Source organism: Mesorhizobium sp. P2_E10 (genome assembly GCF_056404235.1).
Window position 1 is genome coordinate 339,660 of record NZ_JBFUEK010000004.1, and the last position, 25,542, is coordinate 365,201.

Sequence of the window (25,542 nt, forward strand, 5' to 3'; positions counted from 1 at the left end):
CCTTTCCTTGTGATGCCTGGCGGCGCAGCGCGGCTGCTGCCGAGTTGGTGACCTCTTCGTGAACCGGTTGGCGGCGCCTGCGGCACTGTCTTCGCTTGATAGCGGTGGCCGGCGGCCCTAATAAGCCTTCATGTCGATTTGGGATCGCCTCGGCGAGTTCATCACCCGCGTTTCCTCTTCAGCTACTTCGGGCGTCGCCGAAGTGGTCGAAGCCGTGCGCACGGTTTTCTCCGGCGATGCGGATCTGCGCCGGCGCGTTGCCTTCTCGGTGGCGATGATTGCGCTGTCGGCCAAGATGGCCAAGGCCGATGGCATCGTCACCCAGGACGAGGTGCGCGCCTTCCAGGAAATATTCGAGGTGCCGAGAGAGCAGACGCGCAACGTGGCGCGGCTCTACGATCTGGCCAAGCGCGATGTCGCCGGATTCGAGACCTATGCCGAGCGCATGGCGCAACTGTGCGGCTCGGGCCATGCGAACTGCATGATGCTGGAGGACATACTCGACGGGTTGTTCCACATCGCCAAGGCCGACGGCCTGATCCACGAGCACGAAGGCCTGTTCCTGCACCGGATCGCCGAGATTTTCAAAATCGACGAGGCGCACTACGAAAGCATCCTGGCGCGGCACGTCAATCTTGGCGCCGCCGATCCCTATGTGGTGCTCGGCATCGAGCGGGGAAAGACGTTCGAGGAAGTCAGGAAGCGCTATCGCAAGCTGGTTTCCGACAATCATCCGGACCGGTTGATCGCGCGCGGCCTGCCACAGGAGTTCATCAAGATCGCCACGACCAGGCTGGCGGCGATCAACACGGCCTATGAGATGATCGAGCGGGGCCTCAGGCACGCATGAGCGGCTTCCTGCCCGACGAGCCGAGCGCCGAGGTAAGGGTATCGCCGAATTTCGGCCCGCGGCGCGAGACGCTCAGGCCGGACATGATCGTGCTGCACTACACCGGCATGGCGACAGGCGCTGGCGCCGAAGCATGGCTGTGCGATCCGGCCAGCGAGGTCTCCTCGCACTATCTCGTCCACGAGGATGGCCGCATCGTGCAGATGGTGCGCGAGAGCGATCGTGCCTGGCATGCCGGCAAGGGTTCGTGGTTCGGACGCGCCGACATCAACTCCTGTTCGGTCGGCATCGAGATCGTCAATCCAGGGCATACGCTTGGCTATCCCGGTTTTCCCCGGAGGCAAGTCAAAGCGGTGATCGGCCTGTGCAAGGGGATCATCCGGCGCCATGCCATCCCGGCCCAACGGGTACTGGCCCATTCCGACGTGGCGCCGGGCCGCAAGATCGATCCGGGCGAGAAATTCCCGTGGCAGCTCCTCTTCGCCGCTGGTGTCGGCCATATGGTCACGGCGGCGCCGATCAGGCGCGGGGCCGTGCTGACGGCCGGCGATGCGGGCGCCGAGGTCGAAGCGTTGCAATCGATGCTGGCGCTCTACGGCTATGGCGTGGAGATAACAGGCGCTTTCGACCGGCAGACCGAAATCGTCGTCGAGGCTTTTCAACGCCATTTCCGACCGCGCTTGGTCGATGGTGTGGCCGACGGCTCGACAATCCGCACGCTGGAAAGGCTGCTGGCTTCCGCAAGGACAATTTTGTCCACATAGTCTGTTCCAGACGTTAAATTACAACCTGTCACTCAAAGTGACTTGCCCCGCCTTGTTTGACGCCAATTCGACCGTCAAAGGCAGCTTGTGCAAGTTATTGGACATCTATCCCCCCGGATGTTTCGATATTGATTAGGCGTTGCTGCGTGAAGATCTTCGCGCGGTTCAGACAGAACAGGACCACATGCAGAAATTGACCGTTTTAACGGCAGCTGTTGCTGCCGGCGTAATGACTTTTGCCATCGGTGCTGCCAATGGCGCGCCATTGAGCCAGAGGGCAGACCAGGGTTTCATTGTAGCATCCGGCAAAACCGTCACGCCGAAAGCGGGCCATGGTGAAAAGGTGAAGAGAACCGCCACCGCAAAAGTGGAAAAGGCAGCTGCCGTAAAGACCAAGAAGTCGGGCTCCAGGCGGCATACCAAACGCAACCGGAAGGCGGTCGATCGGATGACAACGGCGTCGATCGGCCCGCAGAACGCAGCGATGTCGATATCGATTTCGCAGATGGCCGGCGGTGGGCAGTATTCGGCGATCGTCGCCCGCTATGCCGCCAGCTACGGCGTGCCGGTGTCGCTCGCCAAGGCGGTCATCACCGTCGAAAGCAATTATCGGCCGAATCTGGTCGGCAGCGCCGGCGAGATCGGCCTGATGCAGATCAAGCCGGCGACGGCGCGGATGATGGGGTACAACGGCTCGGTCAAGGGCCTGTTCGATCCGGACACCAACATCAAATACGGCATGAAGTACCTCGCCATGGCGCAGGATCTTGGTGGCGGCACGACCTGCGGCACCATCCTGAAATACAATGCCGGCCATGCCGCCAAGCGGATGAACCCGGTGTCGGCCGCCTATTGCGGCAAGGTCAAGGTGCAGATGGCCGCGCTCTGATCGCCCGGCAAACGAGAGCCGGCGCTGATCGCCGGCTTTTTCGTTTGCGTTTTCGAGCCTGAACCTCTTTATACGCCTTGCCAGCTGGCCGGGCGGCCGCACCCGCGAAGTCGAAAGGCTGCGGGTGAGGAAAGTCCGGGCTCCATGGAGACACGGTGCCGGTTAATGGCCGGCGGGGGCGACCCCAGGGAAAGTGCCACAGAAAGCAAACCGCCACGATTTATCGGGGCAAGGGTGAAAGGGTGGGGTAAGAGCCCACCGCGCGACTGGCAACAGGAGCGGCACGGTAAACCCCACCGGGAGCAAGACCGAATAGGGACGGTGCGAGGGGAAACTCTCGAGGGCTGTTTCCGGCTCACCGTTCGGGTAGGTTGCGTGAGGCGCATGGCAACATGCGCCCAAGATGAATGGCCGCCACGTTCTCGCACCGCAAGGGGCGAGGGCCATACAGAACCCGGCTTACAGGCCAGCTGGCAATTCTTTCCACGATATTGCAGTGAAATCGGCTGATATCAGCAGGTTGCGTCTTCGGGCGCGACTGTTGATTCAGCCGCTTCAGAAACTGAATCAACTTGGGACAGAGGTGGCAGCTTTTGTTGAAATTGGTGCGATTAAATCGTACCTTGCTCGAATAGATAGCATCAGGAGGGCCGTCATGGGCCATGTCGACAAGCGCAGCATCACGCTGTCGCCGGAACTGGCGGCGGCGGTCGACGATGTGGTGGCTGCGGGGGAATATGCCTCGGCAAGCGAAGTGATCCGCGACGCTTTGCGGCAATGGAAGGACCGGCGCGACCTGCATGGCTACACGCTGGAAGAATTGCGCAAGCTGGTGCAGGAGGGAATCGACAGCGGGCCGGCGCTGGACGGGCAACCAATCATGGAGCGGTTGCGCGCGAAATATCTAAGAATGGCCGAGGCTAAAGGCTTCCATGAGTGAAATACCGCCTGCTTCCTCAGGCGGAAGTCGACCTTGAAGCTATTGGCGACTATGTCGCGGCCGACAATCCATTTGCTGCGGTTCGCCTGGTGGATGCTTTTGAAGCGCGATGGCGCTTGTTGGCTTTGCATCCGTTCTCCGGTGCGCCGCGCGAAGACATTGCTCCAGGTATCCGCCACCTGGTCCTGGGGGAATATCTTACGTTCTACCGCATCGCTGACGGCGCCATTGAAATCCTGCGCGTCCTGCATGGCCGGCGCAAGATCGAGGCTGACGACCTGAATTCGTGACGGCTCCACTCAGACGCCGAGCTTGTCGAGCGATGCCTCGATTGCCTGCCACAGTTCCTCCACCGGCTCGCAGCCGACCGACAGGCGCACGAAGCCGGGCGCGACGGCATCGCCTCTTTTCGATCGCCGTTCAGCCGAGGTGTGGACGCCGCCAAAGGATGTGGCGGCCTGCATCAGCGCGCAATTGTTGATGAAATCCTCAGCCTTGTTCTCCGAAGCCAGCACGAAGGAGATGAGAAAGCCGAAGCGTTCCATCTGGGCACGGGCAAGGTTGTGCGAAGGATCGCCTTCGAGGCCGGGGTAGCGCAGGCCGCTGACCCCAGGATGGTCTTTCAGCCGCCGCACAATCACTTCGGCGGAAGAACACATGCGGTCGAAACGCACATCCAGCGTTTCGAGGCCGCGATGCACCAGCCACGCTTCGAACGGTCCGGGAATGGCGCCGGAAGTCTCCCGCCAGTCGGTCACGGCAGCGATGATATCGGCATTGCGGCTGGCGACATGGCCGAACAGCACGTCGGAATGGCCGTTGGGCGCCTTGGTGTCGGCGGCAATGACGATATCGGCGCCGAGATCGAGCGGGCGCTGGCCGAACGGCGTCATCGTCGTGTTGTCGACGACGAGCAGCGCGCCTGCGCTATGAGCGGCCTGGGTGACAGCCGCGATGTCGCAGATGTCCAGGCCGGGATTGGCGGGGGTTTCGACGAAGGCGAGGCGATAGCCATCGAAACCACCGTCCAGGAAGTTCGATGTCGGCCTGACGTCGTAGCTGACACCGAACGATTTAAGGAAGCGCTCCGCCAGCGCCCTGGTGGTGTGATAACCATCCGAAGGCAGAAGGATGCGGTCGCCGGCCTTGAGCAGCCCAAAAAACACCGCCGAGATCGCAGCCATCCCCGAGGGGAAGGCAACGCATGGCGCATCTTCCAGATGCGCCAGCATGTGCTCGACCGCATCCCAGGTCGGGTTCGAGAAGCGGCCATACTGATCAAAGCCGGTGGCGTCACCGGGAGCGTGAAAAATCGCGGCCATGGTCAAGGGCAGCGGAATCGGGTCGCCCTTTGCCAGTCTGTCGCGACGCAGATGAGGAAGGGCCGCAGCGCGTGACCTGGCGGTTTCGGACATCGATTTTCAAACCTTGTTTCTTGGTCGAGAAATGCGGCCGACCCTAGCGTCAGGCTACGGCTTGCGGCAAGCCGCCTCCGGTTGGGCCAGACGGCTCTAAACCCTTCGTTAGGCTTAATGGACGATAAAGAAGGGAGTGCCGTCAAAGCTGCTCTCACCGGTTGTGGCGCGTGCGTTTGTGAAGCCTGTTCCCGTTGACGCCCATAGTGCCCCATGATATCCCATTTCGATACCAAAGCCTTCGTTCCGCGTCAGGGTGAAGCGTACGCCAATCGGGCAGCCGCGGCAGCGGCTGTGCGTTTGCGGGGTTTCGCCTTTGGGAATGAAGCGAATGTTCGGCAGGGGACGCGCAGCGGCGGCGCGGACGACAAGATGGAAAGGGGTGCGGCGGCGGAAGCGGCTGTAACGCGTAATGGACCGGTTTCTGTCAAGCGCAGTGAACAGGATCGATGCGAAGGGGCGGGTCTCCGTTCCGGCGCATTTCCGCGCGGTCGTGCAGAAACGCGGCTATTCGGAGCTCTATGCGCTGCGCTGTCTGGATGTTCCGGCGATGGATGTCGGCGGTCTCGACCTGCTCGACCGCTACGAGCAGCGCATCGCGCTGGAAGACCCTTTTTTGCAGACGGCGGACGACATGTCGTTCTTCTGCCATGGCGACGGAACGTTCCTGAAGCTCGACCAGGACGGCCGCATCACGATGAGCGATTTCATCCGCGAGCACACCGGCATTTCGGCGGAAGTGGCCTTTGTCGGCCGCGGCAATTTCTTTCAGATCTGGGAACCGAAACAGCTTGCCGCCTATGGGGCGCAGGCACGCGCGCGGCTTTTGCAGCTTCGGCAGGGGACGAAGCCTGGGGAGCGGCCGGAATGATGGCGGGTCACGGCGATGATATCAGCGCCGTTGGCGGACCGACCCGTCACATTCCGGTCCTCCTTGCCGAAGTGCTGGAGGCGCTCGCGCCAAAAACCGGCGATTTGATCGTCGACGGCACGTTCGGCGCCGGCGGCTACACCAGGGCGATCCTCGCAACCGGCGCTTCGGTCGTCGCCATCGATCGCGATCCGGATGCCATTGCGGCAGGACGCGCCCTCGAACAGCAGTCGGGCGGCAGGCTCAAGCTTGTCCAGGCGCCGTTCTCGACGCTGGACGAGCAGGTCGAAAGCGCCGACGGCGTGGTGCTCGACATCGGCGTCTCCTCGATGCAGATCGACCAGGCGGAGCGCGGCTTTTCATTCCGCACCGACGGGCCGCTCGACATGCGCATGGCGCAGGCGGGCCTCAGTGCGGCCGATGTCGTCAACTCCTTCAAGATGGGCGACCTTGCCCGCATCTTCGGCTTCCTCGGCGAAGAGCGCCATGCCGGCCGCATCGCCCGCATGATCGAGAGCCGCCGCGAAAAACATCCGTTCGAGCGCACGCTCGACCTCGCCGACGCCATCGAAACGCATATTGGCCGTGCGCCCAAGGACAAGATCCATCCGGCAACCCGCGTCTTCCAGGCGTTGCGCATTTTCGTAAATGATGAACTCGGCGAATTGGCCAAGGCCCTGTTTGCGGCCGAGCGCGTGCTGAAGCCGGGCGGGCGGCTTGTCGTGGTGACGTTCCATTCACTGGAAGATCGCATCGTCAAGCGCTTCATTGCCGACCGCGCCGATGCCGCGACCGGCTCGCGGCACATGCCCGAAGCGCATACGCGCCTGGCGACCTTCGGCAAGGCCGGCGGCGGCGTGACGCCTGGCGACACCGAGACAGCAGCCAATCCGCGGGCGCGCTCGGCAAGACTGCGCGCTGCGATCCGCACCGAGGCGCCGGCGCGCGCCGGTGATTTTTCGATTTTCGGCCTTCCAAAGCTTCCCGGCATCGATCGGCCGAGAGAGAGGTGAGCACGTGTTTCGTACCAGCGACATAGTCCTTATCGCCGTCATGGTTTCGGCCGCGGCCCTGACCTACAAGACCAAGCGCGAGGCCGAGGAACAATTGGCGTCGGTGCAGAAGATCGAGGCGCAGATCCGCTACGAGGAGGATACGATCGACCTCTTGAAGGCCGATTGGAGCCTCCTCACCCAGCCGTCGCGCCTGCAGAAACTCGCTGAACTCTACAAATCGCAGCTCGCGCTCGAGCCGGTCAATGCACGCCAGATCGTCGGGCTCGACGATCTGCCGGCAAAACCGGTCAACATCGAGGACCTGTCGTCCCAGCGGCTGGGCGGCATGGCCGACAATTCCGGCAAGGGGCCTTTGGGCAAGGACCCGGTGGTGACCGGAGGCATCGTCCAATGATCGTCAAATTGCCAACGATGGGCAGATTGCTGAAGCGTCGCGCAAAATCAGGCGAAGACGGCTCGATCGTCGTCGACGGCGCCCGCAAGGCGACTGGCGGCAAGGCCAAGACCCGCATCGTGATGACGATGGCAGTGTTCTTCGGCATCTATTCGACCATCGCCGGGCGGCTGGTCTATCTCGGCTTCCAGAACCCCGACATGTCCGGCGGTCCGCAGAGCCGGGTGACGGCGTCGCGGCCCGACATCGTCGACCGCAACGGCGAAGTGCTGGCGACGGACATCAAGACGGCGTCGCTGTTTGCCGAGCCGCGCCGCATCGTCGATGCCGACGAGGCGATCGAAAAGCTGTCGACGGTGCTTCCCGAGATCGATTACGAGCAGACCTATCACAAGCTCAAGAGCGGCGCCGGCTTCGTCTGGCTGCAGCGGCAGCTGACGCCCAAGCAGCAGGCCGACATCATGCAGCTCGGCATTCCCGGCTTTGGCTTCCGCACCGAAAAGCGCCGGTTCTATCCGGCCGGCGAAACCTCGTCCTACATTGTCGGCCTCACCAACATCGACAATCAGGGCATCTCCGGCATGGAGAAGTACATTGACGAGCAGGGCCTGAGCGACCTTCAGGCGTCGGGCCTGGCGATAGCCAAGGATTTGAAGCCGGTGCAGCTTTCGGTCGATCTGCGTGTTCAGCACATCGTGCGCGACGAGATCGCCAACGGCATGGAAAAATATCATGCCATCGCCGCCGGCGCCGTGGTGCTCAACGTCAAGACCGGCGAAGTGGTGGCGATGGCCTCAGTGCCGGATTTCGACCCCAACAATCCCTACAATGCGCAGGACAAGGACCGGCTGAACCGCATGTCGGCCGGCCTCTACGAAATGGGCTCGACGTTCAAGAGTTTCACCACCGCCATGGCGCTCGATTCCGGCAAGGTGACGATGGAGAGCCGGTTCGATGCCTCGCATCCGATCCAGATCGGCCACCAGACCATCCATGACTTCCACGGCAAGAACCGGGTGCTGAGTGTGCCGGAGGTGTTCATCTATTCCTCCAACATCGGCTCGGCCCGGGAAGCCGACGTGGTGGGCATCGAGGGCCACCGCGAATTCCTGCATCGCATGGGCATCCTCGAGAAGATGCAGACCGAACTGCCGGAAGTCGCCCGCCCCACCGAACCCAAGGTGTGGAAGAAGGTCAACTCGATCACCATCGCCTTTGGTCACGGCGTGTCGACGACGCCGCTGCAGACGGCGGTCGGTTGCGCCGCGCTGATGAATGGCGGCTATCTGATCGAGCCGACATTCCTGCCGCGCACGCAAGAGCAGGCGATGACGGTGGCCAAGAAAGTGGTCAACGAAAAGACCGTTGAAGGCATGCGCTATCTCTACTCGCTCAACGCCGAGAAGGGTTCGGGCAAGAACGCCAGGGTTCCGGGCTATCGCGTCGGCGGCAAGACCGGTACGGCCGAGAAGGTCATCAACGGCCGCTACTCGTCGACGGTGCGTTTCAACGCCTTCGTCGCTTCCTTCCCGATGGACGATCCGCAATACATCGTTTTGTCGATCATCGACGAGCCGAAGCCGGAAAAACCCGGCATGGGTGCCACCGCCGGCTCGAATGCAGCGCCAATTGTTGCGAACATCATCCGCCGTTCGGCTTCGATGCTTGGCGTGAAGCCAGATTTCAGCCATGAAAATGGTGCAACGCTGGTGTCCTATCAGTGATTCTTGGGGCGCGCCGGCAACTGCGCGCTATTTTGTTGCAATGAACGGAACTCGATGCAGCTGAAAGATCTAGCCGGTATCCTGCCTATCGAGGGAACAGCTTCCCCCGACATGGAGGTTACCGGGATTACGTCGGATTCGCGCCAGGCAAGACCGGGCGTGGTCTTTTTCGCGCTCGCGGGAACCAAGGCGGATGGGGTGGCCTACGCGGCCGATGCCGCCAGACGGGGTGCTGTGGCCATTGTGGCGGGCACGGGCAGTGCCGTTGCCGGCCTGCCGGTTCCGGTTCTTTCGGTCGATGATCCACGCCTTGCACTGGCATTGAGCGCTGCCCGCTTCTTTGGTCGGCAACCGCAAACCATGGTCGCGGTGACCGGTACCAGCGGCAAGACCTCGGTCGCCGCCTTCACCAGGCAGATATGGGAGCAGGCCGGCTTTGCCGCGGCTTCGATCGGCACCACCGGCGTGGTGGCGCCGGGCCGCAACGAGTATGGCTCGCTGACCACGCCCGACCCGATAGCCTTACACCAGTTGCTGAGCGAATTGGCCGATGCCGGCGTCACCCACGCCTCGATGGAAGCCTCCAGCCATGGTCTCGACCAGCGCCGCCTCGACGGGGTGAAGCTCGCCGCCGGCGGGTTCACCAATCTCGGCCGTGACCACATGGACTATCATCCGACGGTCGAGGACTATCATCGCGCCAAACTGCGGCTGTTCGATACGCTGCTGCCCAAAGGGGCGCCGGCCGTGATCTTCGCCGACGACCCGTGGTCGGAGCCGACGGTGCGTGCGGCACGCGCGGCGGGCCTGACCGTGCTGACGGTCGGCCGGCACGGCGATTTCCTGCGGCTGAAGCGGGTCGAGCACGAGCGCCACCGCCAGCGTGCCGAGGTCGAAGCCGATGGCATTTTGTACGAGGTCGACCTGCCGCTGGCCGGCGATTTCCAGATCTCCAATGCGCTGGTTTCGGCTGGTCTCGCCATTTCGACTGGAACACCTGCCGCCAAGGCCTTGATGGCATTGGAAAAACTGAAGGGTGCTCCGGGTCGGCTCGACCTTGTCGGCACCACGGCCAATGGCGCGCCGGTCTACGTCGACTACGCGCACAAGCCGGATGCGCTGGAAAATGTGCTCGCCTCGGTGCGACCGTTCACCACCGGCCGCGTCATCGTCGTGTTCGGCTGCGGTGGCGACCGCGACCGCGGCAAAAGGCCGATCATGGGCGAGATCGCCACCCGGCTTGCCGATGTCGTCATCGTCACCGACGACAATCCGCGCTCGGAAGTGCCGGAAACGATCCGCGCTGCGATCCTCGCTGCCGCGCCCGGCGCCGTCGAGATCGGCGACCGGCGCAAGGCGATCCACGAAGCGGTGGCCATGCTCCACGCCGGCGACACGCTGATCGTGGCCGGCAAGGGCCACGAGGAAGGCCAGACCATAGGCGCCGAGACGTTTCATTTCTCCGATCATGAGGAAGTGCGCGCGGCGCTGCGGGAGCGTGCCGCATGAGTTTCCTGTGGACCGCCGATGCGCTGGTCGCCGCCATGGATGGACGGCCGCTCGGCCCGATGCCGGAAGGCATTTCGGGCATTTCGATCGACAGCCGCAGCCTGCAGCCGGGCGATGCCTTCTTCGCCATCAAGGGCGAGGCGATGGATGGCCATGATTTCGCGACCTCGGCAATCAAGGCCGGCGCCGGCGTGCTGGTCGTGGCCGAAGGCAAGTTGCCGTCGCTCGGCCGGCTGACGGCGCCGATGATCGTCGTGGAGGATGTGCTGGCGGCACTGGAAAAGCTCGGCGTCGCGGCGCGCGCGCGTTCGAACGCCAAAATCATCGCCGTGACAGGCTCCGCCGGCAAGACGACCACCAAGGAAGCGCTGCGCCATGTGCTGTCCGCCGTTGGCAAAGTCCATGCGTCAGCACAGTCGTTCAACAACCACTGGGGCGTGCCGCTGACACTGGCGCGGATGCCTGACGATTGCGACTATGCCGTGTTCGAGATTGGCATGAACCATCCGGGCGAAATCCGGCCGCTGGTCAAGATGGTCCGGCCGCATGTCGCCATCGTCACGCTGATCGCGGCAGCCCATCTCGGCTTCTTCAAAAATCTCGACGAGATCGCCAAGGCCAAGGCCGAGATTTTCGAAGGCATCGAGCCCGGCGGCGCAGCGTTGCTCAATCGTGACGATGCGCGCTGGAAGCTGCTGGACAAGATGGCGCGCGCTGCCGGCGTCGAGCATGTCTTCGGCTTCGGCGAGAATGCGCGCTCGACCTACAAGCTCACCAAATGCGTGCTGCATGCCGATCATTCCGACATCATGGTGAGGATCGATGGCCACGAGGTTGCCGCCAGCATCGGCGCGCCCGGCCGCCACATGGTGCAGAATGTGCTGGCGGTGCTGGGTGCGGCGCATCTGGTTGGCGCCGACCTTGCCAAGGTGGCCTTGGCGCTCGCCGATCTGTCGGCGGAACGCGGCCGTGGCAAGCGCCATGTGCTGCGCCACCCAAAGGGGCCGATCACGCTGATCGACGAGAGCTACAATGCCAATCCGGCGTCGATGGATGCGGCGATGGCGCTGCTCAATGCGACGCCGGTATCGGGCGAGGGCCGGCGCATCGCAGTGCTCGGCGACATGCTGGAGCTCGGCGACCATTCGGCAAAGCTGCATGCAGCGCTGGCCGACCTCATCGTCGGCACCGAGACGCGCACCGTCTTTCTCGGCGGCCCGGAAATGCAGGCGCTGGCCGACATCTTGCCTAACGACATCAAGACCGAGTATCGCGCCGGCGCCGAGGATCTGAAGCCGGTGCTGCTGTCGGCATTGAAAGCTGGCGACGTGGTCATGATCAAATCGTCGAAGGGCATCGGTTTTTCAAAGCTGGTCGACGCGCTGCTCGGCAAATTTCCGGCGGAAGCCACAACCAGCAAACAGACCTAGGGGTCGGGTCCGGGGGACGGAATAGCATGTTTACATTGCTCGTTGATTTTGCGGACAAGGTCTCTGTCTTCAACGTCTTCCGCTACATCACCTTCCGCACCGGCGGGGCGCTCATCACCTCTGCGCTGATCGTCTTCATTTTTGGACCGACCATCATCAATTCGCTCAGGCTGCGGCAAGGCAAGGGCCAGCCGATCCGTGCCGACGGGCCGCAAACCCACTTCAAGAAGGCCGGTACGCCGACCATGGGCGGGCTGATGATCCTGTGCGGCATCGTCGGCTCGTCGCTGTTGTGGGCGAACCTTTCCAGCATCTATGTCTGGGTGGTGCTGCTGGTGACGTTGGGTTTCGGCTCGATCGGTTTCTACGACGACTATCTCAAGGTGACGAAGCAGTCGCATCTCGGCTTTTCCGGCAAGGCACGGCTGGCGCTGGAATTCGTCATCGCCGGCATTGCCGCCTGGGTGATCATGCACAATGGCCAGGCGCCGTTCTCGTCGTCGCTGACCTTTCCCTTCGCCAAGGAATTCATCGTCAATCTCGGCTGGTTCTTCGTTCCGTTCTCGTGCTTCGTCATCGTCGGCGCCGGCAATGCGGTGAACCTGACCGATGGTCTCGACGGGCTGGCGATCGTGCCGATCATGATTGCCGCGGCATCCTTCGGCGTCATCGCCTACCTCTCCGGCAATGCGGTGTTCGCCGAGTATCTGCAGATCCATTTCGTGCCCGGCACCGGCGAACTGGCGGTCGTGCTTGGCGCGGTGATCGGCGCCGGCCTCGGCTTCCTGTGGTTCAATGCACCACCTGCCGCGATCTTCATGGGCGACACCGGTTCGCTGGCGATGGGCGGGCTGATCGGCACGGTCGCGGTGGCGACCAAGCACGAGATCGTTCTGGTCATCGTCGGCGGATTGTTTGTCGTGGAAATCCTGTCGGTCATCATCCAGGTCGGCTACTTCAAGATGACCGGCAAGCGCGTGTTCCTGATGGCGCCGATCCACCATCATTTCGAAAAGCTCGGCTGGACCGAAAGCCAGGTGGTGATCCGCTTCTGGATCATCGCCGTGATCCTGGCACTGGTCGGCCTGTCGACCCTCAAGCTGAGATAGGAGCCCGCTTGATCCCCGCCGCATCCTTCGCAGGCAAGCGTGTTTCGCTCTTCGGGCTTGGCGGCTCGGGGATCGCCACCGCGCGCGCGCTGATCGAGGGTGGGGCGGATGTTCTTGCCTGGGACGACAATCCCGACAGCGTCGGCAAGGCGGCGGCGCTCGGCATCGTTACCGCCGACCTGCGCGGCGCCGACTGGGCGGGGTTCTCGGCCTTCGTGCTTTCGCCGGGCGTGCCGCTGACGCATCCGAAGCCGCACTGGACGGTCGAGTTGGCGCGTGGCGCCGGCGTCGAGGTGATCGGCGACATCGAGCTGTTCTGCCGCGAACGGATTGCCCGCGCGCCGACAGCACCCTTCGTCGCCATCACCGGCACCAACGGCAAGTCGACGACCACGGCGCTGACCGCGCATATCCTGAAATCGGCCGGGCGCGACACGCAGATGGGCGGCAATATCGGCCGTGCCATCATGACGCTCGATCCGCCGCAGCCTGATCGGCACTATGTGGTGGAGTGCTCCTCCTACCAGATCGATCTCGCGCCCTCGATCAACCCGACGGCCGGCATCCTGCTCAATCTGACGCCCGACCATCTCGACCGGCACGGCACCATGCAGCACTACGCCGCGATCAAGGAGCGGCTGGTGGCCGGCAGCGAAACGGCCATCGTCGGCATCGACGATTCCTGGTGCGCCCAGATCGCCGACCGGCTGGAGCGGGCGGGCAAGCAGGTGATCCGCATTTCCAAGCGTCTGCCGCTGACCGACGGCTACTTCGCCGACGGCTCCAATCTGATGGAGGCCGTGCACGGCCGCTACAGCCGCGTTGCCTTTCTCGAAGGCATCGGCTCGCTGCGCGGCCAGCACAATGCGCAAAACGCGCTGGCCGCCGTCGCCGCCTGCCTCAAGGTCGGGCTGGATCTCGGCGAGATCCAGGCCGGATTGGAGAGCTTTCCCGGACTGGCGCACCGGATGGAGCAGGTCGGCCGCAAGGACCATGTGCTGTTCATCAACGATTCCAAGGCGACCAATGCCGATGCGGCGGCACCGGCCCTGTCGAGCTTTCCGCGCATCTACTGGATCGCCGGCGGCCTGCCCAAGGAGGGCGGCATCGAGCCACTGCGCGGCTTCTTCCCGCGCATCGCCAGGGCCTATCTGATCGGCGAGGCGGCGCCTGCTTTCTCGGCGACGCTGGGCGAAGCGGTGCCCTATGAAATATCGGGCACGCTTGCCGCCGCGGTCGAGCACGCGGCGCGTGATGCGGCAAATGACGACAGCGGCGAGGTGGTGGTGCTGCTGTCGCCCGCCTGCGCCAGTTTCGACCAGTTCAAGAATTTCGAAGTGCGCGGCGAAGCCTTCAGGCAAGCTGCGAATGCTATCGAGGGCGTGAAACCCATCGGAGGGGCACGATAATGCAAAGCCGTCTCGACAAAAGTCCGGTAGCGACCTGGTGGTGGACGATCGATCGCTGGTTCCTGGCGGCGTTCCTGTCGCTGATGGGGCTCGGCATCGTGCTGTCCTTCGCGGCGAGCCCGGCGGTGGCCGAACGCATCGGCCTCGACAGCTTCCACTTCGCCACCAGGCAGATCATCTTCACCGTGCCGGCACTCGGCGTGATGCTCGCCGTCTCCTTCCTCGAATCCCGGCAGATCCGGCGCATGGCGCTGGTCATGCTGTGCATCATGCTCGTGCTGATGGTGGTGGTTCTCTATGTCGGCGTCGAGGTGAAAGGCGCGCGGCGCTGGGTGTCGTTGGCAGGTCTGTCGATCCAGCCCTCCGAATTCCTGAAACCTGCCTTCGTCATCATGTGCGCCTGGCTGTTTGCCGAACACAAGCGCCAGCCCGATATTCCGGGCAACCTGTTTGCCATGCTGCTGTTGGCCCTGGTCATCTCGCTCTTGGTGGCGCAGCCCGATCTCGGCCAGACCATGCTGGTGCTCGGCACCTGGGGCGTCATGTTCTTCATGGCCGGTCTGCCATGGATGTGGATCATAGCGCTGGGCGCCGCCGGCCTCGGCGGCGTCTTCGCCGCCTATTCGGTGTTTCCGCACGTCGCTGCCCGCATCGACAAGTTCGTCACCGGCGAAGGCGACACGTTCCAGGTCGACATGGGCCGCGAGGCGCTGATCAATGGCGGCTGGTTCGGCGTCGGACCGGGCGAGGGCACGGTCAAGCGGGTCATCCCGGACAGCCACGCCGACTTCGTCTTTTCGGTCGCCGGCGAGGAATTCGGACTGATCATGTGCTTCTTCATCATGTCGATCTTCGCCTTCATCGTGCTGCGCGGCCTGAGCACCGCACTGAAGGAGCAGGACGATTTCACCCGCTATGCCGTCGGCGGCCTGGTCACCGTCTTCGGCCTGCAGTCGGTCATCAACATGGCCGTCAATTTACAGCTGATGCCGGCCAAGGGCATGACGCTGCCGTTCATCTCCTATGGCGGCTCGTCGCAGATCGCCATCGCCATCTCGATGGGCATGGTGCTGGCGCTGACGCGCAGGCGGCCGGAAAAGCGCAAGCAGATGGGCTTTGCCCTGTCGCAACGCGCCATGCCGGCGGAGTGAGATGTCGAGGGGTGTGATCCTTCTGGCGGCTGGCGGCACGGGCGGGCATCTCTTCCCGGCCGAGGCGCTGGCACACGAGCTGAACGAGCGCGGCTGGAAGGTACATCTGGCCACCGATGACCGCGCCGAGCGCTTTGCCGGCCATTTCCCGGCGGCAGCCGTCCATCCGATCCAGTCGGCGACTATGGGTTCGAAGAACCCGGTGGCGGTGCTCGCCGCCTTCTGGAAGATCTGGCGTGGGGTGCGGCAGGCCTCAGCCATCATCGGCAGGATCAAGCCCGACGCCGTTGTCGGTTTCGGCGGCTATCCGACGCTGCCGCCGCTCTATGCGGCGACAAGGCGCAAAGTGCCGACGCTGATCCACGAGCAGAACGCGGTGATGGGCCGGGCCAACCGGGCACTGGCGGGTCGTGTCGATGCGATCGCCGGCGGCTTCCTGCCGGAAGATGCAAGTGCGGCAGGCGCCAAGACGGTGACGACGGGCAATCCGGTCCGGCCGCAAGTCATGGAAGCGGCAAAGATGCCCTACGCGGCATCGGCCGGAGAAGAGCCGTTCCGGCTGCTGGTGTTCGGCGGCAGCCAGGGCGCGCAGTTCTTTTCCGACGCAGTGCCGGCGGCTATTGCGCTGCTGCCGGAAGCGCTGCGCAAGCGGCTGGTGATTACCCAACAGGCCCGCGCCGACGATGTGGGGCGGGTGAAGACGGCCTATGCGGCGCTTGGCGTCGACGTGCAAGTGTCGCCGTTCTTCACCGACATGGCGGCGCGCATGGCGGCAGCGCAGCTGGTGATGTCGCGCTCGGGTGCGTCCACCGTGTCGGAAATCGCCGTCATTGGCCGGCCGGCGCTGCTGGTGCCGTACCCGCATGCGCTCGATCATGACCAAGCGGCGAATGCCGCGGCGCTTGCCGCGGCAGGCGGGGCGGAAGTGCATCCGCAGTCGACGCTGTCGCCCGAGCGTATCGCTGCCTTGATCGGCGGGTTGATGCAGGAACCGGCCCGGCTGGCTGCCATGGCGGCGGCAGCCAGATCGGCTGGAAAACCGGACGCGGCGCGGTTGCTCGCCGATCTGACAGAGGCTATTGCGTCCAGGAAAACCGTTTCGGAATTCAGGAAGGGGACGCACGCATGAAGATGCCGCAGACGATCGGCCTTGTGCATTTCATAGGCATTGGCGGCATCGGCATGAGCGGCATCGCCGAGGTGCTGCACAATCTCGGCTACAAGGTGCAAGGCTCCGACCAGGCCGACAGCGCCAATGTGCAGCGGCTGCGCGACAAGGGCATCGAGTGCTTCGTCGGCCACAAGGCCGAGAACATCGGTGAAGCCGAAGTGGTGGTCGTGTCGACCGCGATCAAGAAATCCAATCCGGAACTGAAGGCAGCGCGTGAAAAGCTGCTGCCGATCGTGCGCCGCGCCGAAATGCTGGCCGAATTGATGCGCTTCCGTCAGGCTGTCGCCATCGGCGGCACGCATGGCAAGACGACGACGACCTCAATGGTGGCGACGCTGCTGGAAGCCGGCGGGCTCGACCCGACGGTGATCAATGGCGGCATCATCAATGCCTACGGCACCAATGCCCGCATGGGCGACGGCGAATGGATGGTGGTCGAGGCCGATGAGAGCGACGGCACTTTCCTGAAGCTGCCGGCCGAGATTGCGGTCGTCACCAACATCGACCCCGAGCATCTCGATCACTATGGCAGTTTCGACAAGGTGCGAGAGGCGTTTCGTCAGTTCGTTGAGAACGTGCCGTTCTACGGCTTCGGCGTGATGTGCACCGATCATCCGGAGGTACAGGCGCTGGTCAGCCGCATCGAGGATCGCCGCGTCATCACCTATGGCGAGAACGCGCAGGCCGATGTGCGCTTCACCAACCACCGCATGGCGGGTGCCATCTCGGAATTCGACGTGGTGATCCGCGACCGCAAGGGCCGTGGCCAGATTGCGATCGCCGGCCTGCGCCTGCCAATGCCCGGCCGCCACAACGTCTCCAACGCGACGGCGGCGATCGCGGTCGCGCATGAGCTTGGCCTGTCGCCCGAGGCGATCAAGAAGGGCCTGTCGTCCTTTGCCGGCGTCAAGCGGCGCTTTACGCACACAGGTTCGTGGAACGGCGTCGAGGTGTTCGACGATTATGGTCATCATCCGGTCGAGATCACGGCGGTGCTGAAGGCGGCGCGCAGCGCCACGGACGGCCGCGTCATCGCCATTGCCCAGCCGCACCGCTTCACCCGGCTGCATGATCTGTTCGACGAGTTTTCCGTCTGCTTCAATGATGCCGACACGGTGATGGTGGCGCCGGTCTATGCGGCCGGCGAGGAGCCGATCGACGGGGTGACCTCCGAGGCGCTGGTGTCGCGCATCCGCTCCGGCGGCCATCGCGACGCGCGCTACATCGAAGGCTCCGCTGCGATCGCGCCGGTTATCCGCGATCTGGCCCAGCCCGGCGATTTCGTCGTCTTCCTCGGCGCCGGCAACATCACCCAATGGGCCTATGCGCTGCCCAAGGACCTTGGCGGAACCGTCTCATGATGCGCGGCCAGGCCTTGATCGACGGACTTGGCGACCGGCTTGCCGGTCTGCGCGGCCGCATCACGCCGAATGCCGAGATGGACAAGATCACCTGGTTCCGCGCCGGCGGGCTTGCGGAAGCCTTGTTCCAGCCCGCCGACGAGGACGATCTCGCGGCGTTCCTGAAGGCGGTTCCCGAAAACATTCCACTGACCATCGTCGGCGTCGGCTCGAACCTTCTGGTGCGCGACGGCGGCATACCGGGTTTCGTCATCCGGCTTTCGGCCAAAGGCTTTGGCGAAGCCGAAATCGTCGGACCGACCACGATCAAGGCTGGCGCTGCAACACCCGACAAGCGCGTCGCCGCACTTGCCTATGAGGCGGGCATTGGCGGCTTTCATTTCTACCATGGCATTCCTGGCGCCATCGGTGGCGCGCTGCGGATGAACGCCGGCGCCAATGGCGTCGAGACCCGCGAGCGCGTCGTCGAGGTGCGGGCGCTCGACCGCAAGGGCAGTTTTCATACGCTGAGCAATGCCGACATGGGCTACGCCTACCGCCACTCGGCGGCACCGTCCGGGCTGATCTTCACGTCGGCCGTGTTCGAAGGTGCACCGGAAGACAAGGCGGCGATCAAGGCGGCGATGGACGCCGTGCAGAACCACCGGGAAACGGTGCAGCCGATCCGCGAGAAGACCGGCGGCTCGACCTTCAAGAATCCGGAAGGGACGTCGGCCTGGAAAGAGATCGACAAGGCCGGCTGTCGCGGGCTGATGATCGGCGGCGCGCAGATGTCGCCGATGCACTGCAACTTCATGATCAACACTGGAACCGCGACCGGCTACGACCTCGAATATCTGGGCGAGACGGTGCGCGCCCGGGTGCTCGAAAAATCCGGCATCCGGCTGCAGTGGGAGATCAAGCGCATCGGCAACTTCCGGCCTGGCCATGAGGTGCAGGAGTTTCTCGGACAGTTGCTTTAAGCCGCATTGATATTCAGGTGATGCCGGCCTGCAAACGACGGCTTTTTGTGCTTCCGGTGCTCACGGACCCGAACGTCCGCTCCGCTCCGGTTCTCGAAAGCCATCGCTTTCGGCTCGGCCTGACCTGAATCTCAATGCACCTTAGCGCAAGCTGAAGTTCGCGTAATGCTTTAACTTCAAGCCCCCTGAAATACCCGCGCGACCGTTGCAGCAAAGACTCAACAACGCGCTTTTCGCGGTCGTTTTCACGGAAAGTGAATCTCTCGGAATCGTAAGCACTTGCCAGCGAATCAACTCTCTGATTCTCTGCCCTCAAGCGTTTCCTGATTTGAGTCGTTGCGACGCGTTACTCGCGTTTTCCGTCTGGGGGGCAACCTGCCGGAAGACTCGGACTCAATGTCGCGAAAACAGTGTTGCGGGCCCGCCGTATTAGGGGATGACGGGAAATGAAAAGTAAGCATGTGGCTGTTCTGCTGGGAGGATTCTCGTCCGAGCGGCCCGTGTCTCTGTCCTCGGGGAAGGCGTGTGCCGATGCGCTCGAGACTGAAGGCTACCAGGTCACCCGCGTCGATGTTTCGCGCGACGTCGGATCTGTGCTTGCCGAACTCAAGCCTGATGCTGTTTTCAACGCGCTGCACGGTCCTTTCGGCGAGGACGGCACCATTCAGGGCATCCTCGAATATCTCGCCATTCCCTACACCCATTCCGGCGTGCTCGCTTCGGCGCTTGCCATGAACAAGGAGCAGGCCAAGAAGATCGCCAAGGCTGCCGGCGTTCCGATAGCGGAATCGAAGGTGGCCAATCGCTTCGCCATCCAGAACAAGCATCCGATGAAGCCGCCCTATGTGGTCAAGCCGGTCAATGAGGGGTCGAGCTTCGGCGTCGTCATCGTGCATGAAGGCCAGTCGCATCCGCCGCAGGTCATCGGCTCGTCCGAATGGAAGTATGGCGACACCGTCATGGTCGAGCGCTACGTCCATGGACGCGAGCTGACCTGCGCTGTGATGGGCGATGTGGCGCTTGGCGTCTGCGAAATCATCCCGACCGGTCATTCCTTCTACGACTATGATTCAAAATACGTCGCGGGCGGATCAAAACACGAATGCCCGGCAAAAATTTCACCGAATATTTACCAAAAAATACAGACACTGGCGCTCAAGGCTCACCTAGCTATCGGCTGCCGGGGCGTTTCCCGGTCGGACTTCCGTTACGATGACCGTCACTCCGAAAACGGCGAGGTTGTCTGGCTCGAGGTCAACACCCAGCCAGGTATGACGCCGACGTCTTTGGTGCCGGAAATCGCCGCGCAAGCGGGACACTCGTTCGGCGATTTGTTGAGTTGGATGGTGGAGGACGCTTCGTGTCTGCGTTGAAGTGGGGACAGGGCAAGACAGGCGCGGCCGGGCCGACGCTGTTCGGCATGCCGTTGTCGCTCGACCATTTCGTGCTGCCGCGCCTGCTTCGTCGGCCGGTGCGGGTGCTGGCGCGCCTGGGCGGCGGTGAAGTCCAGGCGCCGCGTTTCTGTGCCACCATCATGTCGGCCGTGCTGATCGCCTCCAGTTGCGCTTACGGCGCCTATCTCTCGGGCGATACTGACGAGATCGTCCAGAGCATCACTGCCCGCACCGGTTTTGCCGTCGACCAGATCAAGGTGGTCGGCAATCGCGAAACATCCGAGATCGACATTCTTGACAGGCTGGAACTTGACGGCTGGACGTCGTTGATCGGTTTTGACGCAGAGGCCGCACGCGAGCGCATTGGCACGCTGCCCTGGGTCGAGGTTGCAGCGGTGCGCAAGGTCTATCCGCACACGCTGGAGGTGCGCGTCGAGGAGCGCGAGCCGTTCGCGCTCTGGCAGCAAGGCAGTGATCTCTCCGTCATCGAACGGTCCGGCGCCGTGATTGCGCCGTTCTCGGGTGGCAAGCAGGCATTGCTGCCGCTGATCATCGGCACCGGCGCGCCGGCGAAGGCGCCGGACTTTCTGGCCAAGATCAAAAAATATCCCGAGCTTGCGGCGCGGGTCAAAGGCTACATCCGCATCGGCGAACGGCGTTGGGACCTGAAGCTGGAAAACGGCATCACGGTCAAGCTTCCCGAGGATGACGAAGATCAGGCGATCGCCGATCTCGTCAGGATGGACCACGACAACGGGCTTCTGACGCGCGACATCGCCGCCGTCGATATGCGCCTGTCCGACCGCCTGGTCGTCGAGTTGACGCCGGAAGCGGCGACGCAGCGTGAAGCCGCGCTCAACGAAAAACCGCAAAGCCTGAAGCGCAAGCCGGAGACGAAGATATGAGCTGGCTTGGCGGCAACAGCGATGCCTCCTCGCGCCGGTCCGGCACGCTAACGGTGCTGGACGTCGGCTCGAGCAAGGTTTGCTGCATGGTGGCAAAGCTCAAGCCGCGCGATGACGGCAATCTGCTTCGCGGCCGTTCGCACCGCGTCCAGGTGATCGGCATCGGCCACCAGAAATCGCAAGGCGTGAAGTCGGGGGTCGTCGTCGATCTCGACCGGGCCGAGCACGCCATCCGCCTTGCCGTCGACGCTGCCGAGCGCATGGCGGGGCTGACGGTCGATTCGCTCATCGTCAACATGACGGCCGGCCGGCTGAAGAGCGAAACCTTTTCGGCCACCATCAACCTTGGCGGCCACGAGGCCGACGAGGCCGACATCAAGCGCGTGCTCGCCGCCGGCGCCAAGCAGGCGCTGAGGACCGAGCGCGAGGTGATCCATTCGCTTCCCGTCGGTTTTTCGCTGGATGCCGAGCGCGGCGTGCGCGATCCGCGCGGCATGGTCGGCGACCAGCTTGGCGTCGACATGCATGTGCTGACCGGTGACGCGGCCCCCTTGCGCAATCTGGAGCTCTGCATCAACCGCTCGCATCTGTCGGTCGAGCGCATGGTGGCGACGCCCTATGCCAGCGGGCTTGCAGCACTGGTCGACGACGAACTCGAAATGGGCGCGGCCTGCATCGACATGGGTGGCGGCACCACGACGATCTCGGTGTTTTCGGAAGGCAAGTTCGTTCATGCCGACGCCATTGCCATCGGCGGCAATCACGTGACGCTGGACATGGCCAAGGGCCTGTCGACCTCTCTCGATGCCGCCGAGCGGCTGAAAGTGATGCACGGCTCGGCGCTGCCCGGCAGTGCCGATGACCGCGACCTGGTTTCGATCCAGCCGATCGGCGAGGATGGCGACGTGCCGTTGCAAATACCGCGTTCGGTGATGACGCGCATCATCCGCGCCCGCATCGACGAGACGCTGGAACTGTTGCGCGACCGGCTGAACAAGTCGGGCTATGGCAATGCCGTCGGCAAGCGCGTCGTGCTCACTGGCGGCGCCAGCCAGCTTGCCGGCCTGCCGGAGGCGGCGCGCCGCATTCTGGGACGCAATGTACGCATCGGCCGCCCGCTCGGCGTGGCAGGCCTGCCCGAAGCCGCCAAAGGGCCGGCTTTCTCGACCCCGGTCGGGCTTCTGATCTATCCGCAGATGGCGAGCTTCGAGAGCCGCCCTGCGAAAGGAATTTCCGGCCTCAGGATGACTGGTACGGGCGGAAAACTGCATCGAATGAGTCAGTGGTTGAGAGACAGTTTCTAAAATTGACGGGGACAGCCCCATAGGCGGCCGCGGCGGCGAAGCGGCGGGAAAGGCAAAGGACGGAGACAATGACCATCAATCTGCAAAAGCCGGACATCACCGAGCTCAAGCCACGCATCACCGTGTTCGGTGTCGGCGGCGGTGGCGGCAACGCCGTCAACAACATGATCACCGCCGGCTTGCGCGGTGTCGAGTTCGTCGTCGCCAACACCGACGCGCAGGCACTGACCATGTCGAAGGCCGATCGGCTGATCCAGCTCGGCGCGCATGTCACCGAGGGCCTCGGCGCCGGGTCGCAGCCTGAAGTCGGGCGCGCGGCGGCCGAGGAATGCATCGACGAGATCATCGATCATCTCTCCAACACCCATATGTGCTTCGTCACCGCCGGCATGGGCGGCGGCACCGGCACGGGTGCAGCTCCGGTCGTTGCCCGCGCTGCTCGCGAAAAGGGCATCCTCACCGTCGGCGTCGTCACCAAGCCGTTCCATTTCGAAGGCCAGCGCCGCATGAAGACGGCAGACCTCGGCATCGAGGAGCTGCAAAAATGCGTCGATACGCTGATCGTCATCCCCAACCAGAACCTGTTCCGGCTGGCCAATGACAAGACCACCTTCGCCGATGCCTTCGCCATGGCCGACCAGGTGCTCTATTCCGGGGTCGCCTGCATCACCGACCTGATGGTCAAGGAAGGCCTGATCAACCTCGACTTCGCCGACGTCCGTTCGGTCATGCGCGAGATGGGCAAGGCGATGATGGGCACCGGCGAAGCTTCGGGCGAGGGCCGTGCGATGGCTGCCGCCGAGGCCGCGATCGCCAACCCGCTGCTCGACGAGACCTCGATGAAGGGCGCCAAGGGCCTGCTGATCTCGATCACCGGTGGCCGCGACCTGACCCTGTTCGAGGTCGACGAAGCCGCAACGCGCATCCGCGAAGAGGTCGATCAGGACGCCAACATCATTCTCGGCGCTACGTTCGACGAAGAACTCGAAGGCGTGATCCGGGTTTCGGTGGTCGCCACCGGCATCGACAAATCGGCGGCTGACATCGCTTCCGCGCCGATCTCCATTCGCACGGCGCCGCAGAAGCCGGCCGCCCGCCCGGCTGTGCCGGTCACGGACAGCCGTCCGCCCGTCCAGCAGGCGATCTATGAGCCGCGCGCGGCCGACCCGGTCGCCGAGGCCATCCAGCTTGCCGAGGCCAATGCAGCGGCGATGGCGCAGGCTCGCCCAGTGCCGGTTGCCCAGGCCGACGACTTCCGGCCGCAGAGCAAGATCTTCCAGGCGCCGCCGGCCCAACCGCAGCCGATGGTCCAGCAGGTCATGCAGCCGGCGCCGCAGCGTGAAATGCCGCAGCCGGTTGCCGCGGCACCCCAGCGCATGCCGCGCGTCGAGGATTTTCCGCCGGTGGTGAAGGCTGAGGTGGAAGCTAAGAGCCGTCCGGCCGACCACGAGAACAGCGGACCGATGGGGCTGCTCAAGCGGCTGACCAACGGCCTGACGCGGCGCGAAGAGGAGCCTGCCCGGTTGCAGCCGGCACAGCCGCGTGAACCGAAACTGCGTCAGGCGGCACCCGAAATGCGCCGCCTTGCCAGTCAGGACCCGCAGCTCTACGCACCGCGCCGCGGTCAGTTGGACGATCAGGGCCGCCTTGCGCCGCAGACCAGGACAATGCAGGAAGACGATCAGCTGGAGATCCCGGCATTCCTGCGCCGTCAGGCCAATTGACCTGTTAACGGTCCGTAACAATTGTTAACAGGCAAGCAGGACACTGTTTGCCTGTTAACGCTTAAAATGATTGTAAAACAGCGGCTTACCGAACCGCTGGCATTCTGGTGGCGGTTACAGAGAGTAAGAAACCGTGATTTGGAGACTTTCTACCGGACCACTATCTTCGCTCGACTAGGTTCGGTGTGCCGGGATTCGGGGAGTTGGCCCAGCCTGCCGTAGATCAAGAGCCGCGAGCCCTTGGGGCTGATGAAGCGGCCGTAGGCAGTTTGGGCTATGGGGTTTGTCTTGCAAGACTATCAGACGACACTTAAATCGCGTGCGACGCTGACGGGTATCGGCGTTCACAGCGGCAAGCCCGTTACCGTCAATTTTCTGCCGGCAGACCCCGATACGGGTGTCGTCTTCCAGCTTTCGAATGGCGGCGAGGGCCGTGAGTTTCGCGCACTCGTTTCCGAAGTCGGCGCCACTGACCTGTGCACCATGCTCGGCGATCCCTCGGGTGAGCATATCGCCACCGTCGAACATCTGATGGCGACGCTGTTCGGGCTTGGCATCGACAATATCATCATCGAGATCGATGGCCGCGAGGTTCCGATCCTCGACGGCAGTGCCGTGGCGTTCGTGGAGGCCATAGACCAGGCCGGCATCGAGACGCTGCCGGTCAAGCGCCGCTACATCAGGGTGGTCAAGCCGGTTCGCATCGAGAACGGCGCCTCCTGGGCGGAATTCAGGCCCTATAGCGGGACGCGCTTCGAGATCGAGATCGATTTCGAAAGCCCGGCGATCGGCCGCCAGCTCTTTGCATCCGACATCAACCCCGACATTTTCCGCCGCGATATTGCGCGGGCCCGTACCTTCGGTTTCATGAAGGACGTCGAGCGCCTGTGGGCGGCCGGCTATGCGCTCGGCTCCTCGCTGGAAAACTCGCTGGTGATCGGCGACGACAACCGGGTGATCAACATTGGCGGCCTGCGCTATCCCAATGAGTTCGCTCGTCACAAGACGATGGACGCCATGGGCGATTTGGCGTTGGCCGGCGCCCGCTTCATCGGCTGCTTCCGTTCCTATCGCGGCGGCCACAGAATGAACGCTGCGGCGCTCAGGCGCCTGCTGTCCGACCGTTCGGCATTCGAGGTCGTCGAGACGACACGCCGCGAGCGCGGCCGCACCGCCGAGATGATCGCCGTCACCGGGCCTGTCTTTGCGCCCTGGGTGATCTGATTTTTAACGATTTTCAGGCTTTTGTT

24 protein-coding genes and 1 other RNA gene are annotated in these 25,542 nt (G+C 63.5%); 23 read left to right on the top strand and 2 right to left on the bottom strand.

Annotated elements, in window-relative coordinates:
* Positions 1-130: 130 nt before the first annotated feature.
* Together AC1D0N_RS13545 and AC1D0N_RS13550 are read left to right on the top strand one after the other, a co-directional pair.
* Positions 131-850 (top strand): TerB family tellurite resistance protein, encoded by a 720-nt coding sequence (locus AC1D0N_RS13545; RefSeq protein ID WP_477244598.1) that lies wholly within the window; start codon positions 131-133, stop codon positions 848-850.
* Entirely contained in the window at positions 847-1,614 is a 768-nt protein-coding gene (locus AC1D0N_RS13550) for an N-acetylmuramoyl-L-alanine amidase (RefSeq protein ID WP_477244599.1), read from the top strand. The genes AC1D0N_RS13545 and AC1D0N_RS13550 overlap by 4 nt, the downstream gene beginning before the upstream one ends.
* A gap of 165 nt (positions 1,615-1,779) precedes the next feature.
* Here AC1D0N_RS13550 and AC1D0N_RS13555 read toward each other — a convergent pair whose 3' ends face one another.
* Positions 1,780-2,010 (bottom strand): hypothetical protein, encoded by a 231-nt coding sequence (locus AC1D0N_RS13555; protein ID WP_477245028.1) that lies wholly within the window; start codon positions 2,008-2,010, stop codon positions 1,780-1,782.
* Between AC1D0N_RS13555 and AC1D0N_RS13560 the strand changes: the two genes are divergently transcribed.
* From AC1D0N_RS13560 to AC1D0N_RS13575, 4 genes are all read left to right on the top strand, one after another.
* Complete coding sequence (locus AC1D0N_RS13560; protein ID WP_477245019.1) at positions 1,907-2,503, top strand: lytic transglycosylase domain-containing protein; 597 nt, start codon at positions 1,907-1,909, stop codon at positions 2,501-2,503. The genes AC1D0N_RS13555 and AC1D0N_RS13560 overlap by 104 nt on opposite strands.
* An 80-nt stretch (positions 2,504-2,583) precedes the next feature.
* Positions 2,584-2,981, top strand: an RNA gene (gene rnpB / locus AC1D0N_RS13565) — RNase P RNA component class A.
* Positions 2,982-3,158: 177 nt separating this feature from the next.
* Entirely contained in the window at positions 3,159-3,443 is a 285-nt protein-coding gene (locus AC1D0N_RS13570; protein WP_477245021.1) for a type II toxin-antitoxin system ParD family antitoxin, read from the top strand.
* Complete coding sequence (locus tag AC1D0N_RS13575) at positions 3,440-3,733, top strand: type II toxin-antitoxin system RelE/ParE family toxin (RefSeq protein WP_477244601.1); 294 nt, start codon at positions 3,440-3,442, stop codon at positions 3,731-3,733. The genes AC1D0N_RS13570 and AC1D0N_RS13575 overlap by 4 nt, the downstream gene beginning before the upstream one ends.
* A gap of 9 nt (positions 3,734-3,742) precedes the next feature.
* Here AC1D0N_RS13575 and AC1D0N_RS13580 read toward each other — a convergent pair whose 3' ends face one another.
* Entirely contained in the window at positions 3,743-4,858 is a 1,116-nt protein-coding gene (locus AC1D0N_RS13580; RefSeq protein ID WP_477244603.1) for a cystathionine gamma-lyase, read from the bottom strand.
* Positions 4,859-5,270: 412 nt separating this feature from the next.
* Here AC1D0N_RS13580 and mraZ point away from each other — a divergent pair, with 412 nt between their 5' ends.
* From mraZ to lpxC, 17 genes are all read left to right on the top strand, one after another.
* On the top strand, positions 5,271-5,729 hold the full coding sequence (mraZ, locus tag AC1D0N_RS13585) for a division/cell wall cluster transcriptional repressor MraZ (RefSeq protein ID WP_477244605.1): 459 nt from the start codon (positions 5,271-5,273) through the stop codon (positions 5,727-5,729).
* A complete protein-coding gene (gene rsmH, locus AC1D0N_RS13590; RefSeq protein ID WP_477244607.1) occupies positions 5,726-6,742 on the top strand; it encodes a 16S rRNA (cytosine(1402)-N(4))-methyltransferase RsmH in 1,017 nt (338 codons plus the stop codon). Before mraZ ends, rsmH begins: the two co-directional genes overlap by 4 nt.
* A 4-nt stretch (positions 6,743-6,746) precedes the next feature.
* Positions 6,747-7,139, top strand: a complete 393-nt coding sequence (ftsL, locus tag AC1D0N_RS13595) for a cell division protein FtsL (protein ID WP_477244609.1) — start codon at positions 6,747-6,749, stop codon at positions 7,137-7,139.
* Complete coding sequence (locus AC1D0N_RS13600) at positions 7,136-8,863, top strand: peptidoglycan D,D-transpeptidase FtsI family protein (RefSeq protein ID WP_477244611.1); 1,728 nt, start codon at positions 7,136-7,138, stop codon at positions 8,861-8,863. Before ftsL ends, AC1D0N_RS13600 begins: the two co-directional genes overlap by 4 nt.
* Before the next feature lie 54 nt (positions 8,864-8,917).
* Positions 8,918-10,372 (top strand): UDP-N-acetylmuramoyl-L-alanyl-D-glutamate--2,6-diaminopimelate ligase, encoded by a 1,455-nt coding sequence (locus AC1D0N_RS13605; RefSeq protein WP_477244612.1) that lies wholly within the window; start codon positions 8,918-8,920, stop codon positions 10,370-10,372.
* On the top strand, positions 10,369-11,802 hold the full coding sequence (locus AC1D0N_RS13610; RefSeq protein WP_477244614.1) for a UDP-N-acetylmuramoylalanyl-D-glutamyl-2,6-diaminopimelate--D-alanyl-D-alanine ligase: 1,434 nt from the start codon (positions 10,369-10,371) through the stop codon (positions 11,800-11,802). Before AC1D0N_RS13605 ends, AC1D0N_RS13610 begins: the two co-directional genes overlap by 4 nt.
* A 26-nt stretch (positions 11,803-11,828) precedes the next feature.
* Positions 11,829-12,911: a phospho-N-acetylmuramoyl-pentapeptide-transferase gene (mraY, locus tag AC1D0N_RS13615; RefSeq protein WP_477244616.1), complete on the top strand. Its 1,083-nt coding sequence runs from the start codon at positions 11,829-11,831 to the stop codon at positions 12,909-12,911.
* 8 nt (positions 12,912-12,919) lie between these two features.
* Complete coding sequence (gene murD / locus AC1D0N_RS13620; protein ID WP_477244618.1) at positions 12,920-14,320, top strand: UDP-N-acetylmuramoyl-L-alanine--D-glutamate ligase; 1,401 nt, start codon at positions 12,920-12,922, stop codon at positions 14,318-14,320.
* The gene (ftsW, locus tag AC1D0N_RS13625; protein ID WP_477244620.1) at positions 14,320-15,471 is read left to right on the top strand and encodes a putative lipid II flippase FtsW; all 1,152 of its coding nucleotides are present in this window, start codon (positions 14,320-14,322) and stop codon (positions 15,469-15,471) included. The genes murD and ftsW overlap by 1 nt, the downstream gene beginning before the upstream one ends.
* Position 15,472: 1 nt before the next feature.
* Positions 15,473-16,600, top strand: a complete 1,128-nt coding sequence (murG, locus tag AC1D0N_RS13630; RefSeq protein WP_477244622.1) for an undecaprenyldiphospho-muramoylpentapeptide beta-N-acetylglucosaminyltransferase — start codon at positions 15,473-15,475, stop codon at positions 16,598-16,600.
* Positions 16,597-18,003: a UDP-N-acetylmuramate--L-alanine ligase gene (murC, locus tag AC1D0N_RS13635; RefSeq protein WP_477244623.1), complete on the top strand. Its 1,407-nt coding sequence runs from the start codon at positions 16,597-16,599 to the stop codon at positions 18,001-18,003. Before murG ends, murC begins: the two co-directional genes overlap by 4 nt.
* Entirely contained in the window at positions 18,000-18,965 is a 966-nt protein-coding gene (gene murB / locus AC1D0N_RS13640; RefSeq protein ID WP_477244625.1) for a UDP-N-acetylmuramate dehydrogenase, read from the top strand. The genes murC and murB overlap by 4 nt, the downstream gene beginning before the upstream one ends.
* 446 nt (positions 18,966-19,411) lie before the next feature.
* Positions 19,412-20,338 (top strand): D-alanine--D-alanine ligase, encoded by a 927-nt coding sequence (locus AC1D0N_RS13645; protein WP_477244627.1) that lies wholly within the window; start codon positions 19,412-19,414, stop codon positions 20,336-20,338.
* The gene (locus tag AC1D0N_RS13650) at positions 20,326-21,264 is read left to right on the top strand and encodes a cell division protein FtsQ/DivIB (RefSeq protein ID WP_477244629.1); all 939 of its coding nucleotides are present in this window, start codon (positions 20,326-20,328) and stop codon (positions 21,262-21,264) included. The genes AC1D0N_RS13645 and AC1D0N_RS13650 overlap by 13 nt, the downstream gene beginning before the upstream one ends.
* The gene (gene ftsA / locus AC1D0N_RS13655) at positions 21,261-22,568 is read left to right on the top strand and encodes a cell division protein FtsA (RefSeq protein ID WP_477244631.1); all 1,308 of its coding nucleotides are present in this window, start codon (positions 21,261-21,263) and stop codon (positions 22,566-22,568) included. Before AC1D0N_RS13650 ends, ftsA begins: the two co-directional genes overlap by 4 nt.
* Before the next feature lie 68 nt (positions 22,569-22,636).
* Positions 22,637-24,292 (top strand): cell division protein FtsZ, encoded by a 1,656-nt coding sequence (gene ftsZ, locus AC1D0N_RS13660; RefSeq protein ID WP_477244632.1) that lies wholly within the window; start codon positions 22,637-22,639, stop codon positions 24,290-24,292.
* A gap of 276 nt (positions 24,293-24,568) precedes the next feature.
* Entirely contained in the window at positions 24,569-25,516 is a 948-nt protein-coding gene (lpxC, locus tag AC1D0N_RS13665) for a UDP-3-O-acyl-N-acetylglucosamine deacetylase (RefSeq protein ID WP_477244634.1), read from the top strand.
* The last annotated feature ends 26 nt before the right edge of the window (positions 25,517-25,542 follow it).